This window comes from Candidatus Palauibacter australiensis (genome assembly GCA_026705295.1).
Taxonomy (GTDB): domain Bacteria; phylum Gemmatimonadota; class Gemmatimonadetes; order Palauibacterales; family Palauibacteraceae; genus Palauibacter; species Palauibacter australiensis.
In genome coordinates, this window is record JAPPBA010000155.1 from 1 (window position 1) to 15,118 (window position 15,118).

A 15,118-nucleotide genomic window follows, 5' to 3' on the forward strand; every position below is an offset into this window, starting at 1 on the left:
TCTGGAAGACGTGTATCTGGCCGAACAGGTTCTGGACCGCATCCGGAAGGGGGAGGAAGAGGTGGTGAGTGCGGAAGAGATGTGGCGTGAGTTGGAGGATTGAGTATGCCGCGAGCGTCCAGAAATCCGTGCGCAAACTGGATCCCCCTGTTTGCAGGCGACTTCGCACCTTCCTCGAAGATCGATTGGCGAAGCTGGACAACCCTCGTCAACTCGGCACCGCGATGCAGGGCTCAAGATACCGCGATCTCTGGCGATACCGCGTTGGCGACTATCGAATTCTGACTCGGATCGACGACGAAACTATCCGCATCCTGGTAATCCGAATCGCCCATCGCCGCGACATATATCAGTAGAGGTCACCCACGCAGCTCCTAGCGGCGGCCGTCGGCGATGCGAGCGGCTTCGGGGCGGCGTCGCAACACCAGCATGCTCCAGGTGCCGAGGGCGGGGCCGATGGCGAGGGGGGCGAAGGCCCACTCCCAGCCCAGCGCCGCCTCCCACACCGGGACGAGGCGGATGGTGGCGACGGTGAGCAGGAAGCCGATCGCCGTCTGCAGCGTGAGCGCGGTGCCGACGTACTCGGGTTCGGCGAGTTCGCTCACGCAGGCGGAGAACTGCGCGGAATCGGCGACGATCGCGAACCCCCACACGAAACAGACCGCCGCGACCGGCCACACGGGACCGCCGAACAGGGGCCCGATCGCCAGGCAGCAGGCGCCGCTCACCACCATGCTCCAGCTCGTCACGGCGGTCCGGCCCACGCGGTCGGCGAGGATGCCGGCCGCGGCGGCGCCCAGCCCTCCGGCGGCGATCGTCGCGAAAGCCAGGTACGAGGCGAGGGAGGGGGTCGTGCCCGCGCTCGAATCGGCTGCGAAGCTCGCCGCCAGGAAGGCGGGGATCCACGTCCACATCGCGAAGAGTTCCCACATGTGCCCGAAATAGCCGCCGTTGGCGAGCATCGTCGCCCGGTCGGCGAACATGCGCCGCACGGCGCGCGGATCGAAGGGCGCGGCCGGCGCCTGGTGGGGGCCCGCCCGGAGCCCGGTCGCGGCGAGCACCGCCGCCACGACCGCGAGGCCCGAGGCGAGCAGGAGCACCGGCCGCCAGGCGCCGATCCCTCCGAGCGGCCGGAGCAGATGGGGCATCGCGCTCCCCACCGCGAGGGCGCCGATGAGGATCCCGATCGCCATCCCGCGCCCGGCGCGAAACCACCCGGCGACCATCTTCATCCCGGGCGGATAGACGCCCGCCAGGGCGACCCCCGTCACGAACCGGAGGACGATGGTGAGGCCGAGACCGTCCGCGAAGAGGGCGATCGCGGCGGTGGCGGCCGCGCCGAGGAGGGCGGACCCCGCGATGAGCCGGCGCGGGTCCCACACGTCCGAGAGCGTGAGCAGCGCCGAGAGGACGGCGCCCGTCGCGAAGCCGAGTTGCACGGAGGTGGTGAGCCAGGCCGCCCCGGCGTCGTCCAGCCCCCACGCCTCGCGCAGCTCCGGCACGACCGCGCTGGCCGAGAACCAGAGGCTCATCGCGAGCAGATCGACCAGCGCGAGCAGCGCGAGTTGTCCCGCCCCCCGCGCGCCGGTGTCCGGAGAGCGCGGGGTCATGAGCGTCGGCGGCGGCGGGCGGGCGATGGCGTCGGTCGGTCCTCTCGGCTAGCCCTCGCTGTCGGCGAACTGTTGCTGCAGGCTTCGCACGACTGCGGGGTCGGCGAGCGTCGTCGTGTCGCCCAGCGCCCGTCCCTCCGCCACGTCGCGCAGGAGGCGCCGCATGATCTTCCCGCTCCTCGTCTTCGGCAGTTCGGCGGCGAAGATGAGGTCGGCCGGCCGCGCGATCGCGCCGATCTGCGCCGCCACGTGCCCCCGCAGCTCCTGCCGCAGCGCCTCGGACGTCTCCGTCCCCTCCACCACGCTCACGAACGCGGCCACCGCCTGTCCCTTGATCTCGTCCGAACGCCCCACGACCGCGGCCTCCGCCACCGCCTCGTGGTCGACGAGCGCCGACTCCACCTCCATGGTCCCGATCCGGTGGCCGGCCACGTTCAGCACGTCGTCCACGCGGCCCATGATCCAGTAGTAGCCGTCCTCGTCCACCCGCGCCCCGTCGCCCGGGAAGTAGATGTCGGGCCACTTCGACCAGTACGTCTCGCGGTAGCGTGCCTCGTCTCCCCACACCCCCCGCAGCATCCCCGGCCACGGCGACGTGATGGCCAGGTAGCCGGACTCCGCCGGGTTCCCGTCCTCGTCGAGGATCGCCGCCTCGATGCCGGGGAAGGGGACCGTCGCCGTCCCCGGCTTCGTGGTGATCGCTCCGGGGAGCGGCGTGATCATGATCCCGCCCGTCTCCGTCTGCCACCACGTGTCCACGATCGGGCAGCGGCCGCCGCCGATGTGGCGGTCGTACCACACCCACGCCTCGGGGTTGATGGGTTCGCCCACCGTCCCGAGCAGCCGGAGCTTCGAGAGGTCGTAGCCCGCCGGCCAGTCGTCCCCCCACCGCATGAAAGCGCGGATCGCCGTCGGCGCCGTGTAGAACACCGTCACCGCGTAGCGCTCGCACAGCTCCCAGAAGCGGCCCCGGTCGGGCCAGTCGGGCGATCCCTCGTACATCACCACCGTCGCCCCGTTCGCGAGCGGGCCGTACACGATGTAGGAGTGGCCCGTCACCCACCCCACGTCCGCGGTGCACCAGTAGATGTCGTCCTCCCGGAGGTCGAACACCCACTTCGCGGTCGCGGTCACGTGCGTCATGTAGCCGCCGGTCGTATGCATCACGCCCTTCGGCTTCCCCGTCGTCCCGGAGGTGTAGAGGATGTAGAGCAGGTCCTCCGAATCCATCGGCTCGGCGGGGCCATCGGCGTCCGCCGCGGCGATCAGGTCGTGATACCAGTGGTCCCGGCCCGCGGTCATCGCGCACGACGGCGTGTCCACCCGGTCGCCGTGGGGCGCGGCCCCGGGGTCGGTCACGGCGGAGCGCTGCACGACGACGACGCTCTTCACGTAGTCGAGACCCTCGATGGCCGCGTCCGTGCTCGCCTTGAGAGGGATGATCCCGCCGCGTCGATATCCGCCGTCCGCCGTGATCACGCAGGTGGCGTGGGCGTCCTCGATCCGGTCGCGAAGGGACTGGGGCGAGAAGCCTCCGAAGACGACGGAGTGCGGAGCGCCGATGCGCGCGCAGGCGAGCATGGCGACGGCGGCCTCCGGAACCATCGGGAGATAGATCGCGACCCGGTCCCCCTTCCCGACGCCGAGCCCCCTGAGCGCGTTCGCGAAGCGGCACACCTCCTCGTGCAACTCGCGGTACGTGTAGCGCCGCACGTCGCCCGGCTCGCCCTCCCAGATCAGCGCCGTCTTCGAGCCGCGCGCTTCGAGGTGGCGGTCGAGACAGTTGTACGCGGCGTTGAGCGTGCCGCCCACGAACCACTTCGAGAAGGGAGGATCCCACTCCAGCACCGTGTCCCAGGGCGAGAACCAGTCGAGCCGGCGCGCCCACGCCTCCCAGTACGCCTCGCGGTCCCGGCCGGCCTCGTCGTAGGGGCCGCGATCGCCCACGTGGGCGGCCGCGACGAAGTCCGCCGACGGCTCGAAAGTCCTCTGTTCGTCCAGCAGGACATCGATTTCCCGGTGCTGTTCTGTCATGGAATCGCTCGAATGGGAGGGGAGAGACGGACGGGCGCGCTTGTCATGGAGCCGCCGGCGACGCCATCTAGTGTCGACCCGGTGTCGACACGAACGGGCCGGCCGGGGGCCGCGTGGCGTGACAGTAGCGTGACAGTAGACGACGCCCGGCGGCGCAGGCAAGAACCCGGCGCCCCGGCGCGACGAAGCACGGAGTTTCATGACCGAAGACACGCTGGCCCTGATCCTGATCATCGCCGGATCGCTCGGCGCGCTCATCGCCCTCGCCTTCGGCATCTGGGTGGGACTCGGCTCTCCGGGGCTCTACGACAAGCATGCGCCGACGGGAAGGGCGCCGCGCGAGTCGCCCTGGCGCTGGTTGCTGGGGGGACGGCAGCGCGCCCGTTCGAGCCGCTTCGACGCGGTAATGCGGGAAGCGGAAGGCGAAGAGGGGGAAGACGAGAGGGGGGACGAGGGGGAGGAGCCCGAGCGGTACTCGCCGAAACCGGACTTCAGCCGGGGGCGGCGCTTCCAGCGATGAGTCCGAAGCGGTGAATTCGCCGGCGGACCGCCACGCACGGGTGCGCCGCATACTCCGGTGGGTGCTGCTCGCGAACGTGGCGGTGATCGCGGCGAAGCTGATCGTGGGGCTCCGCTCGGGGTCGATCGCCGTGCTGGGCGACGCGGCCCACTCGGGCGTGGACGCGATCAACAACGTCGTGGGTCTCGCCGCGATGCGCCTCGCGGCCGCCCCGCCGGACGCCGAACACCCCTACGGACACGGCAAGTTCGAGACGCTCGCGGCGCTTGCCGTGGCGGCCTTCCTCTCGGTCACCTGCTTCGAACTCGTTCAGAGCGCCTTCGAGCGCCTCATCCGCGGCGGCGCTCCGCCGGATCTCGAACCGGCGATGATGATCTTGCTCCTCGCGGCCCTCATCGTGAACGGGGCGGTCGCCCTCGGCGAGGCGAGGGCGAGCCGGAGGCTGTCGAGCGACATCCTCGCCGCGGACGCCCGGCACACGGCGTCCGATGTCCTGGTGACGGCGGGAGTTCTGGTCGGGCTCGCGATCACCGACTGGACCGGCTGGGCCCCGGCCGACGCATGGCTCGCCCTCGCCGTGGCGCTCGTCGTGGCTCGATCCGGATACAAGATCTTCCGCGAGACCATCCCCGTCCTCGTCGATGAACGGGCCGTCGATCCGCGCGAGATCGAAGACGTGGCGGGCCGCGTGTCCGGCGTGCGCGCCGTGACCCGGGTCCGCTCGCGCGGCAAGTCGGTCGGGCGCTTCGCGGAACTCACGATCCGGGTCGCGCCCGAGGAAACGGTGGTCAGTGCGCACGAAATCGCCGATGAAGTGGAGCGGCGGGTCGCGGCCCAGATCGGCTTCACCGACGTGACCGTGCACGTCGAACCGCACGGCTAGCCCGCGGTCGCGTCGACCGCGTCGGCCACGTCGACCACCCAGAGGCAGTGATCCTCCCCCAGGGTTTCGCACCGTGGGTGTGAGACGTCGCTCTCGACTGCCCGATACGTCCGGAACGACTCGTCGATGATCCCGGACAGGATCTCGCAGCCGCGTCCGTCCTTGGCCGCTGTGGCCAGCAGTGGGAGGCCGCGCCGGATCACGAGCCCGTTCAACCCCTTCTCCATCCGGATCTCCGAGGAGGGACTGAGGCGGCGGGCGATCTTCTTCGCTTGCCCCCAGGCGAGGATCCGCCGGAGACCGAGGGGGATCAGCCGCCACCCGAAGCGCAGCATCACGCGCCCGCCGGGGCCGAAGGCCTCACGCGTGATCCGGCGTCCCGTGGAGGCGAAGATCTCCGGAGCATCGACCCGCCGCGCGACGAGTTCGAACAGGCTCGCGACTTCGGCGGCGGGCACGTCCCCGCCCTCCTCCTCGTAACGGCGAATCTGCTTGAGCACGACGCTCGACAGCCCCAGCCGCCGGCGCAGGTTCAGGGAGAGGTCCATTTCCTCGAGTTCCCGCGGATCTTCGGGGGTATCGAGGTCTTTGAGGGTCAGCAGAAGGGCGAGCGGAATGCGAACGGGGATCTCGCCCTCGAGCTCCCCGTCTTGTGCGCGCGGAGAATCAACCGGCATCATGGGTCGCAAGGCTACGGCGGTACTTCCGGGCCTGCAAGCGGCGCCGGACGCCGGAGCCCCCCTTTATGGGAGGCGTCATGAATGCACCCGTCTCGAAGGAAACCACTCACGCCGTGCTCCGGGTCACCGCCGGCCTCATGTTGTGGCAGCACGGAGCCCAGAAGCTCCTCGGCATGTTCGGAAGGGACGCCGTCGGAAACTGGTTTTCCTGGCCGGTGGGCATCGCGGGACTCATCGAGTTCTTCCTGCCGATCCTCATCATCCTCGGGATCCGGACGCGCTGGGTCGCCTTCGTCCTCACGGGGCACTTCGCGGTTGTCTACTGGTGGCGCCACTTCTTCGCCCGCGAGATGGAGTTCTGGCCGATCGTGAACGGCGGAGAACTGGCCGTCCTGTACTGCGCCATCTTCCTCTTCCTGTGGACGACGGGAAGCGGAAAGTTCAGCCTCGACGACAGGGTTCCCGGTCCCGGCCGGGAGAGCTAAGCGTCGCAAGTTGTTCGGCCGCCGTTCCGGCCCCATTTTGTGCGGCCGGACGGCGGCCTCCGCAGGGTGCCGCCGTCTCGGTTTTTGCCACGGGCTGCCGGCAGGCCGTGGCAAAACCCCGCGTCAGCGCCGAGAGCGGCGAAGCGCTCGCCTGACAAGGAGCGACGAGGGAGCATAGCAGCGCTACGTGACCGAGGAGCGACGCAGAGCGCAGCGTTTCAGGCGAGATGCAGCGCCGCTCGAACGCAGCGGGGCTTTTGCCACGGCCTGCTAATCTCCCCGGCGTGATCCCGTAGACGGAGCGGACCCGCGACCCATGTACGACCCGATCGCCATCGAAGCCCGGTGGCAGGCCTGGTGGGAGGAGAACGGGACCAACGAGCCCGACCTCGACGCCGCCGAGCGCCCGTTCTTCAACCTCATGATGTACCCCTACCCGTCGGCCGAGGGGCTGCACGTCGGCAACCTGTACGCCTTCACGGGGGCCGACATCTACGGGCGTTTCCGCCGCCTGCGGGGCGACGACGTCTTCGAGCCCATCGGCTACGACGCGTTCGGCATCCACTCGGAGAACCACGCGCTCAAGGTCGACACGCACCCGATGGAGTTGATCCCCTCGAACATCCGCAACTTCGAGCGGATGCTGAGGGCGGCGGGGCTCATGACCGACTGGTCCCGCACGGTCGATACGACGGACCCCCGCTACTACAAGTGGACGCAGTGGATCTTCGTCCAGCTCTTCAGGGCGGGCCTCGCGGAGAAGAAGGAGGCGGCGGTCAACTGGTGCCCGCAGTGCCAGACCGTCCTCGCGAACGAACAGGTGATCGCCGGGCTGTGCGAGCGGTGCGACGCCGCGGTCGAACAGCGGATGCTGAGCCAGTGGTTTTTCCGGATCACGGAATACGCGCAGCGCCTGCTCGACAACCTGGACTGGATCGACTGGTCGGAGACGACGAAGACGGCCCAGCGCAACTGGATCGGCCGCTCCGACGGCGCGCGGCTGCACTTCCCGCTCTCGGGCGCTGCGGGAGCCTCGGACGCCGCGGAGGGCTCGGGCGGCGCGGACCGGATCGAGGTGTTCACCACCCGTCCCGATACGCTCTTCGGCGCGACCTTCATGGTGCTGGCGCCGGAGCATCCCCTCGTCGAGCGGCTCACGACGGACGAGCGCCGCGCCGAGGTGGAGGCCTACGTGCGGGCGGCCGCGGCCGTCGATCTCGTGGAGCGGCAGAAGACGGACGATCGCGACAAGACGGGCGTGTTCACCGGCGGGTACGCGCGGAACCCGGCCACCGGGGAGGACATCCCCGTGTGGGTCGCCGACTACGTCCTCATGGACTACGGCACCGGCGCGATCATGGCCGTGCCCGGGCACGATCAGCGGGACTTCGACTTCGCGCGCCAGTTCGGGTTGTCCATCGTCCAGGTCGTGTGCTCCCGCGCGGCGCTCCCGGAGGGTGCGGATCCCGCGGACATCGGAGGAGGCGAGGCGGAGGCCGCCTTCGTCGAGCACACCGCCGATGAGATGCTCGTGAACTCCGGGCGCTTCAGCGGGATGGAGGCCGACGCGGGCGGGCGCGCGATCACCGAGTGGCTGGCGGAGCGCGGGCTCGCGGCGGCAGAGGTCAACTACCGGCTGCACGACTGGTGTATCTCCCGCCAGCGGTACTGGGGACCCCCGATCCCCATCATCTACTGCGACAGCTGCGGTCCGCAGGCGGTGCCGGAGGAGGACCTCCCCGTCGTCCTCCCGTACGTGGAGGACTTCCGCCCCACGGCGACGGGCGTGAGTCCGCTCGCGCGCGACCCGGAGTTCTACACGGCGGTGTGTCCGGCGTGCGGCGCCGACGCGCGGCGCGAGACCGACGTCTCCGACACCTTCCTCGACTCGGGCTGGTACTTCCTGCGCTATCCCTCGACCGAGTTCGACGATCGCCCCTTCGACCCCGAGCGGACGCAGGCGTGGCTACCCGTCAGCAGCTACATCGGAGGCGAGGAACACTCCGTCCTCCACCTCCTCTACTCCCGCTTCCTCACGATGGTGCTGCACGACCTCGGGCACCTCGAGTTCGAGGAGCCGTACGACTGCTTCCGCAAACACGGCCTCCTCATCCGGGACGGCGCCAAGATCTCGAAGTCGCGCGGCAACGTGATCCTGCCGGACCAGTACATCCAACGCTACGGCGCGGACACGTTCCGCATGTACCTCATGTTCCTCGGCCCCTTCCAGCGCGGCGGGGACTTCCGCGACAGCGGTCTGGCCGGTCCCGAGCGCTTCCTGAAGAAGGTGTGGGACAGCGTGACGGCCGCGGCCGAGGCGGGGCGCACGGGATTCGACGATCCGGGGGTGGAGCGGGCGCTGCACGCCACGATCCGGCAGATCTCGGAGGACCTGGAGGCGCTGAGCTACAACACGGCGATCGCCGCGGCCATGGACTACCTGAACACGCTGCGCGCCGGCGGGCGCACGGCCTCGATCGACGAGGTGCGGCCGCTCGTGATCCTGATCGCGCCCGTCGCGCCCCACATTGCGGAGGAGCTGTGGGCCCGCCTCGGCGGCGCATCGAGCCTCTTCGATCACGCCGAGTGGCCGGCCTGGGACGAGCGCAAGCTCATGGTCGACGAGGTGGAGCTTCCGGTGCAGGTGAACGGCCGGCTGCGGGCGACGATCCGCGTCGCGCGCGGAGCCCCGGAAGATGTCGTTCGCGAGGCGGCGCTGGCCGAGGCGAACGTGATCCGGCGCCTCGACGGGGTCGCGATCCGGAAGGTGATCCACGTCCCGGACCGCATGCTCAACCTCGTCGTCTCGTAGCGCGGCGTCAGCTTCGAGCCCGACCCCAGGGCGTCCGCCGCCCACCGCCTACCACTCGACGGACCCTTCCGCGCCGGTGTCGATGGGGGCGGCGGTGCCCTCCTCGCCGAAGAGGTGGATCCTCAGGTTCTTGTAGAGGAACTCGCGCGCCGCGGCTTCGTGGAGCTTGAGCCCGTAGTGGTTGATGAGGAGCATTTGCCGCTTCTTCCACTCCTCCCAGCAGGGGGCGCAGATCTCGGCCACGATCCGCTCGCCGAGCGCGCTCGGGAACGGGAAGCGCTCGATCCGGCCCTGGTCGTCGCGGCCGCAGCGCACGCAGACAAACGGTTCCGTCATCTCGAACCCTCCCGAACCACCAGGCGCGTCAGGGCCTCCCACGGGTCGCCGGATTCGGCCTCCCGCATCAGCGCTTCAACGGAGGGCACCAGGCCGCCGTGCGACTCGTACACGCGCTCGAAGTCGTCCAGTCTCGTGTAGTACAGCAGGCGCGAGATCATCCACGCGTTGTCGAGACCGTCCGGGTCGATCGAGCCGTACTGCGCGTGCAGCCGCGGCTTGTACTCCGTCTCGAAGCGATGGGCCGCCGCCTCGAACACCTCGCGTTTGGCCGCCCGCTTCGCGTCGTCGGGCATGGCGGAGGCGTACACCTCCTCCAGCGGCGCGAGGATGGAATGGAAGAAGTCGCCGAACAGGCGCGTATCCTCCCACCTCCACCGCGCCCGCACGCAGGCGCTCTCGTCCGCCACCGCCTCGCAGAAGAACTCGATGGCGCCGCGGTAGCCGACGAAGTTCGCGAAGCTCTCGTTGAAATCGGCCTGGCCGGTGGGGAAGTACGTGCTGTGCGTGATCTCGTGGATCACCGTCTCGACGATCCCGAGGCTGTCGAGGCGCAGCGTCGTCGACATGATGGGGTCGGGGAACCAGCCCAGCGTCGAGAAAGCGGCGACCGGCCGCACCGAGACGTCGTAGCCTTCCTCGGCCAGGCCGGCGGCCTCCGCGTGGGCGTCCTCGAAGTCGAAGTATCCCTTGTACGGGACGTGGCCGACGATGGGGAACCACCACGTCTTCCAGCGGAGATCGAACTCCGGGGCGGCGAGCACGATCAGGACCAGCGTGTCGCGGTGGAGTTGCGTGAACGACTCGTAGCTCGCCCCCGCGCGCAGCCCCAGGTCGCGTTCGGCGAAGTCTCTCGCGTCGAGGACGAGCCGCAACTTGTCGCGGGTCTCGCGGGCCACGGTCGTGTCGTGGATCACGGCCCGAATGGGACGGCGCGCCGAGAGGATGCGGGCCTCCTCCCAGCCGGCGCGCAGGACGTACGCCGGCGAGCAGCCGCCCGCGCACAGCAGGAGCAGCAGGAGCGCGGTTCTCCAGCGCGCCGCGCTCACGCGCACTTCACGTAGTGGAGGTGTTCCCGCACGTCGTCGCGCAGGTAGCTCCGCCGCGGGCCGTCGGCGTCGCTCCGGTAGCGGCGGTAGGGCCGGTGGTGGAACGCGTAGGTGTCGGGCAGGCCGCGTTCGCGCAGCGCCTCCTCGATCGCGGCGCGGGCCAGGTGCCCCTCGTCGTTGTAGCTGAACAGGATGTGGCGTCCGTCCGCGGCCTCCAGCACCTCCCGCAGCGCGTCCGGAGCCCGGTGCTTGCGGCACCAGTCCGAGCGCTGCGCCTCGTCGGGTATGAGTCCCGTCTTTCCGCGGATCTCCGGCGGCGTGGCCCAGCCGAGCGCGAGGAGTTCGGGGATGTGATAATACGCGGGATATTGCCGGCCGTTGTAAGGGGGGTCGAGATAGACGAGATCGACGGGACCGACGGATTCCAGGAGGCGGGCGGCGGGTCCGCGAAACGCGCTGCAGGCGCCGGCCCCTTCCTTGCGCGGGGTCGGTTCGATGGGGCGGAGTTCGAGCGCGCGCAGGGCGTTCGGCTGCATCGTCTTCACGAACGAGGCGTACACGCCTGTCGTGTTCGCCACGCGGTCGGCGGCCTCGATGAGCGTCGCGATCAGGAGCTGCGCCGCGGCTTCGCTGTGGGAGGTCCCGCGCATCCAGCGTTCGATCCGCGTCCGGACCGCGTCGATCTTCCGTCCGTTCTCGGGAGAGAAGTACATGCGCCCGTGCTCGCGGCCGGTGGTTTCGTCGCTCGTGTAGTGCTCGGAGATGAACCCGCGGCGGTCCGGCCCGTCGAGGTCGGCCAGCCCTTCGAGCAGGGCGCGGTAGCCGATCTCCCGCCTCCCGTTGCGGGCCGCCGCCGGGAGGAGCGAGGCAGGGTAGCGCGGGGGCGCGTCCAGTTGCACCCGCGCGATCTGGAGGGCGTAGGAGGACGCCATCAGGTCGCCCGCGTGGACCTGCCAGCCCTTCTCCTTGAGCGCCGCCGACACGCTGGCGGTGCCGGCGAACGGGTCGCAAGCGACGCCGGGCGCCTCCTGGAACCGGTCCACGGTCTCCAGCAGGAAGGGGACGAGCTTCGTTTTGTTCCCGAGATAGCGCACGCGGGAGAATATGGAGACGGGATGCGGGCGAAAAGCTCCGGGGCGCGGTTGTGAACGCCGGGGTGCGTCCGTGAACGTTGGAGCGCGGCTCACGGAGGCGGCGGCTGGCGTCGCGCTCGCGGCGGCGCCTCTGCTCCGGCGCGCCCGCCCGCACATCGCGCGGGCGGTGGAGGTCCGGCGGCGCGGTGGCGCGGAGCTGGCCGCCTGGGGCCGGGGCCGGGAGCCCGGGCCGCTCGTGTGGCTCCACGGCGCTTCCGCTGGCGAGCTGCTCGGCGCGGCGCCGGCCATCCGGCATCTGCGCGGCGCACGGTCCGGATCGCGCGCCGGCGGGCGCGTGCAGCTCGTCGTCACGCACGGCTCGGCGTCAGGCCGGGCGGCGCTCGTGTGGCTCGATCCGGATCACTCCGGGGCGCCGCCGCTCGACCGCGCGCGCGACTGCGATGCGGCGTTCGCCGCCGTGCGGCCCGGCCTCCTCGTGTTCGCGAAGCTGGACGTGTGGCCCGGACTCGCGGCGGCGGCCGCGCGGGCCGGAGTGCCCGCCGCGCTCATCAACGGCACTGTCCGCGACGGGAGCCGCCGCTCCGGCGCCCTCGCCCGCCGGCTCTTCCGCGCGTCGTACGCCGGGCTGGACGCGGTCGGCGCCGCGAGCCCGGAGGACGCACGGCGACTCGAAGCGCTCGGCGTTCGGCCGGGGGCGCTGGCGGTGACGGGGGACGCGGCGTTCGACCTGGCGCTCGAACGGGCCGACCGCGCTCGGAGCGACGGCTCGGCCGCGTCTTTCCGCGCCGCGCTCGGAGCGGCGGACGGAGCGGCCCTGCGGCTCATTGCCGGCTCGACGTGGCCCGCGGACGAGAAGGCGTTGCTCGATGCCGCGGCGGCCGTGCGGCGAGGCGGCGGCCCGGGATGGCAGCTCGTGATCGCGCCGCACGAGCCGACCGCCGCGCACGTCGACGCCCTCGTCGCGTCGTGCACGGCCCGCGGGGAACGCGTCATCCGCTGGAGCCGGATCGGCGAGGCCGCCGCGGAGCCCGACGCCGGACCCGACGCCTCCGTCATCGTCTTCGACGAGGTCGGCCGGCTGGCCGAGCTGTACGCGGCGGGCGACGTGGCCTATGTCGGCGGCGGCCTCGGGGGCACCGGGCTCCACAACGTGCTCGAGCCCGCCGCAGCCGGGCTGCCCGTCGTCTTCGGCCCGCGCCACGACCGGGCCGACGCCCGCGCCCTCGCGGCGGCCGGCGGCGGGCTCGTCTCTCCGGCCGGCGCGCTCGCGGACACCCTGACCGGGCTGGCCCGCCCGCCTCGCCGCCAACACCACGCCCGGGCCGCCCGCGCGTTCGCCGAGGCGGGCGCCGGCGCCGCCGACCGTACGGTGGAACTGCTGCGCCCCCTCTGGCCGTCCTGACCCGCGGCACGGGGCGCAGCCGTCGGCCTGTGACCCGTTAGCGCCTCTCCGCCCAGAGTTTCGGGCCGAACACGAACCAGAGCACGCTGCCGACGATGGGGCAGAGGAAGATCACCGCGACCCACAGCGTCTTCTCTCGCCTCGGCGCGTCGGAGAGCGCGGTGATGCCGGTCGCCCAGAGGTTCAGGGCCGCGAGCAGCGCCAGGAGCACGAGGCGCGGGTCCAGCGTCGCCGCCCAGTCCAACGCGGCGTTCATGCGGCGGCCGTCGGCTTCTGAAACTGGAGGCGGTGGAGCTGCGCGTAGAGCCCGCCGCTCTCAATCAGCGTGTCGTGCGTGCCGGATTCGCTGATGCGTCCGTGGTGGAGCACGAGGATGCGATCAGCGCCCTGGATGGTGGAGAGCCGGTGCGCGATCACCAGGCTCGTCCGCCCCTTCATCAGCCGTTCCAGCGCCGCCTGGATCTCCGCCTCGATCTCCGAGTCCACCGAACTCGTCGCCTCGTCCAGGAGCAGGATGGGCGGATCCCCCGCGAGCGCGCGGGCGAAGGACACCAGTTGGCGCTCGCCGACCGACAGATTCCCGCCCCGCTCGCTCAGCGGCTCGTCGTACTTCTTCGGCAGCCGCGCGAGGTGCCGGTCGACCCCGACCTGGCGGGCCGCCTCCCGGATCTCGTCCCGCCCCACCGCTTTGCGGTCGAGCGCGATGTTGTTCGCGGCGGAGCCCGAGAAGAGATAGACGTCCTGCAGCACGAGGCCCATCCGGCGACGGAGGTCGGAGAGCCGCAGCTCCCGGATGTCGACCCCGTCGAGCGTAATGCGCCCGCGCTGCGGCTCGTAGAAGCGCATGAGGAGGCTGAACAGCGTTGTCTTGCCCGCGCCGGTCGCCCCGACGACCGCGAGCCGCTGTCCGGGCTCCGCCGTGAAGCTGATGCCGCGCAGCACCCAGCCGTCGTCAGGCGCGTCCTCGTCGAGCCGCCCCTCCGCCCCTTCCCAGGCCGCCGCGTGCGCCAGGGCGGGCGTGGTGACCCCCGCCGCGTCCTCCTCCGGCGACAGGTACCGGAACCAGACGTCCTCGAACTCGATGCGGCCCCTCACGCGCGCCGGAAGCTCCGTCGGGTTCTTCGGGTCCTCGATTCCCGGCGCCTCGTCCAGGAGCCGGAAGATCCGCTCCGAACTCGCCATCGCCCCCTGCAGGATGTTGTACTTCTCGGACAGGTCCTGGATGGGCCGGAAGAACCGCTTCGCGTACTGCAGGAAGGCCGCGATGACCCCGATCGTGAGCGTCCCCTGGAGGGCCTGGTTGCCCCCGTACCAGATAATCAGCGCGAGCGCGACGGACGCGAGCACCTCGATGACGGGAAAGAAGAGCGCGTAGTACGTGATCGAGCGCAGGTGGGCCTCGAGGTGGTCATCGTTGATGTCGCCGAACCAGCGCGTCGCCGCCCGCTCCTGCCGGAACAACTGCACGACGCGCACCCCCGTGATCCGTTCCTGCAGGAAGGCGTTGATGCGCGCGAGCCGGATCCGGATGTCGCGGTACGCCTCGCGCACCTTCTTCCGGAAGAGCCACGCGGCCATGAACACGAGGGGGAGGACCGCGAACGTCACGAGGGCGAGCCGCCAGTCCATGACGAGCATGGCGATCATGATGAAAGCGACCGTGAACACGTCCCCGAAGATCGTCACGACCCCGGAGGTGAACATCTCGTTCAGAACCTCGACGTCGCTCGTGAGCCGCGTCATCAGGCGTCCGACGGGGTTCCGGTCGAAGTACGCCAGCCGCAGGCGCTGCAGGTGCCGGAAGATCTCCTGCCGCAGGTCGAGCATCACGTTCTGCCCGATCCACGTGGTCAGGATCGTGCGCCCGTACTCCAGCAGTCCGGAGAGGAGGAGCGTGACGAAGAAGAGGATCCCAAAGGTGCGGAGGGCACCGAAGTCGCCGTCCGGAATCGCGTGGTCGATGACCTCCATCGTCAGCCAGGGGCCGACGAGCGCGAGCCCCGAGGCGGCCACGAGCATCAGCACGGCGAGCGCGACCCTGCCCCGGTACGGTCTCAGGTACGAGAGCAGGCGCTTCATCAGACGGGCGTCGTACGCCTTCCCGAGCGCTTCTTCTTCCTGGAGGGGACCGTCAGGCGCTTGCATGCCCCATAGTACGAACTCGCCGCCCGCGGTCCAATCAGGTTGGCGCGCCCCGCCGCCGCCGGCCATCA

The 15,118-nt window shown here is 70.7% G+C and carries 14 protein-coding genes; 6 read left to right on the forward strand and 8 right to left on the reverse strand.

Annotated elements, in window-relative coordinates:
• The first annotated feature begins 86 nt into the window (after positions 1-86).
• Positions 87-356, forward strand: a complete 270-nt coding sequence (locus OXN85_12785) for a type II toxin-antitoxin system RelE/ParE family toxin (GenBank protein MCY3600834.1) — start codon at positions 87-89, stop codon at positions 354-356.
• 18 nt (positions 357-374) lie between these two features.
• On the opposite strand, the gene OXN85_12790 is transcribed toward OXN85_12785, so the two are convergent.
• Positions 375-1,610, reverse strand: coding sequence for an MFS transporter (locus OXN85_12790; protein ID MCY3600835.1), 1,236 nt, complete (start codon positions 1,608-1,610; stop codon positions 375-377).
• Positions 1,611-1,658: 48 nt separating this feature from the next.
• The gene (acs, locus tag OXN85_12795; GenBank protein MCY3600836.1) at positions 1,659-3,644 is read right to left on the reverse strand and encodes an acetate--CoA ligase; all 1,986 of its coding nucleotides are present in this window, start codon (positions 3,642-3,644) and stop codon (positions 1,659-1,661) included.
• A 199-nt stretch (positions 3,645-3,843) separates the two neighbouring features.
• On the opposite strand from acs, the gene OXN85_12800 reads away from it, so the two are divergent.
• Positions 3,844-4,164: a hypothetical protein gene (locus tag OXN85_12800; GenBank protein MCY3600837.1), complete on the forward strand. Its 321-nt coding sequence runs from the start codon at positions 3,844-3,846 to the stop codon at positions 4,162-4,164.
• A gap of 10 nt (positions 4,165-4,174) precedes the next feature.
• Complete coding sequence (locus tag OXN85_12805; protein MCY3600838.1) at positions 4,175-5,047, forward strand: cation diffusion facilitator family transporter; 873 nt, start codon at positions 4,175-4,177, stop codon at positions 5,045-5,047.
• On the opposite strand, the gene OXN85_12810 is transcribed toward OXN85_12805, so the two are convergent.
• Positions 5,044-5,727, reverse strand: a complete 684-nt coding sequence (locus OXN85_12810; protein ID MCY3600839.1) for a hypothetical protein — start codon at positions 5,725-5,727, stop codon at positions 5,044-5,046. The two genes, OXN85_12805 and OXN85_12810, sit on opposite strands and share 4 nt — an antisense overlap.
• Positions 5,728-5,804: 77 nt before the next feature.
• On the opposite strand from OXN85_12810, the gene OXN85_12815 reads away from it, so the two are divergent.
• Together OXN85_12815 and leuS are read left to right on the forward strand one after the other, a co-directional pair.
• Positions 5,805-6,212, forward strand: coding sequence for a DoxX family protein (locus OXN85_12815; protein ID MCY3600840.1), 408 nt, complete (start codon positions 5,805-5,807; stop codon positions 6,210-6,212).
• 316 nt (positions 6,213-6,528) lie between these two features.
• On the forward strand, positions 6,529-9,024 hold the full coding sequence (gene leuS / locus OXN85_12820; protein ID MCY3600841.1) for a leucine--tRNA ligase: 2,496 nt from the start codon (positions 6,529-6,531) through the stop codon (positions 9,022-9,024).
• A 48-nt stretch (positions 9,025-9,072) separates the two neighbouring features.
• Here the strand turns inward: leuS and OXN85_12825 are convergent, their stop codons facing one another.
• From OXN85_12825 to OXN85_12835, 3 genes are read right to left on the reverse strand one after another with little or no spacing between them, the layout of a single operon-like run.
• Positions 9,073-9,360, reverse strand: a complete 288-nt coding sequence (locus OXN85_12825; GenBank protein ID MCY3600842.1) for a Fe(2+)-trafficking protein — start codon at positions 9,358-9,360, stop codon at positions 9,073-9,075.
• Positions 9,357-10,409: an aminopeptidase gene (locus OXN85_12830; GenBank protein ID MCY3600843.1), complete on the reverse strand. Its 1,053-nt coding sequence runs from the start codon at positions 10,407-10,409 to the stop codon at positions 9,357-9,359. The genes OXN85_12825 and OXN85_12830 overlap by 4 nt, the downstream gene beginning before the upstream one ends.
• Complete coding sequence (locus OXN85_12835) at positions 10,406-11,503, reverse strand: DNA adenine methylase (protein ID MCY3600844.1); 1,098 nt, start codon at positions 11,501-11,503, stop codon at positions 10,406-10,408. The genes OXN85_12830 and OXN85_12835 overlap by 4 nt, the downstream gene beginning before the upstream one ends.
• Before the next feature lie 70 nt (positions 11,504-11,573).
• Here OXN85_12835 and OXN85_12840 point away from each other — a divergent pair, with 70 nt between their 5' ends.
• The gene (locus tag OXN85_12840; GenBank protein MCY3600845.1) at positions 11,574-12,905 is read left to right on the forward strand and encodes a hypothetical protein; all 1,332 of its coding nucleotides are present in this window, start codon (positions 11,574-11,576) and stop codon (positions 12,903-12,905) included.
• Positions 12,906-12,942: 37 nt separating this feature from the next.
• Here the strand turns inward: OXN85_12840 and OXN85_12845 are convergent, their stop codons facing one another.
• Together OXN85_12845 and OXN85_12850 are read right to left on the reverse strand one after the other, a co-directional pair.
• On the reverse strand, positions 12,943-13,161 hold the full coding sequence (locus OXN85_12845; GenBank protein ID MCY3600846.1) for a PLD nuclease N-terminal domain-containing protein: 219 nt from the start codon (positions 13,159-13,161) through the stop codon (positions 12,943-12,945).
• On the reverse strand, positions 13,158-15,050 hold the full coding sequence (locus OXN85_12850; GenBank protein MCY3600847.1) for an ABC transporter ATP-binding protein: 1,893 nt from the start codon (positions 15,048-15,050) through the stop codon (positions 13,158-13,160). The genes OXN85_12845 and OXN85_12850 overlap by 4 nt, the downstream gene beginning before the upstream one ends.
• Positions 15,051-15,118 lie beyond the last annotated feature (68 nt).

Coding starts and splice junctions, on each gene's coding strand:
- OXN85_12790 (MCY3600835.1), bottom strand. CDS start 1,610: ATGACCCCGCGCTCTCCGGACACCGGCGCGCGGGGGGCGGGACAACTC.
- acs (MCY3600836.1), bottom strand. CDS start 3,644: ATGACAGAACAGCACCGGGAAATCGATGTCCTGCTGGACGAACAGAGG.
- OXN85_12800 (MCY3600837.1), top strand. CDS start 3,844: ATGACCGAAGACACGCTGGCCCTGATCCTGATCATCGCCGGATCGCTC.
- OXN85_12810 (MCY3600839.1), bottom strand. CDS start 5,727: ATGATGCCGGTTGATTCTCCGCGCGCACAAGACGGGGAGCTCGAGGGC.
- OXN85_12815 (MCY3600840.1), top strand. CDS start 5,805: ATGAATGCACCCGTCTCGAAGGAAACCACTCACGCCGTGCTCCGGGTC.
- leuS (MCY3600841.1), top strand. CDS start 6,529: ATGTACGACCCGATCGCCATCGAAGCCCGGTGGCAGGCCTGGTGGGAG.
- OXN85_12825 (MCY3600842.1), bottom strand. CDS start 9,360: ATGACGGAACCGTTTGTCTGCGTGCGCTGCGGCCGCGACGACCAGGGC.
- OXN85_12845 (MCY3600846.1), bottom strand. CDS start 13,161: ATGAACGCCGCGTTGGACTGGGCGGCGACGCTGGACCCGCGCCTCGTG.
- OXN85_12850 (MCY3600847.1), bottom strand. CDS start 15,050: ATGCAAGCGCCTGACGGTCCCCTCCAGGAAGAAGAAGCGCTCGGGAAG.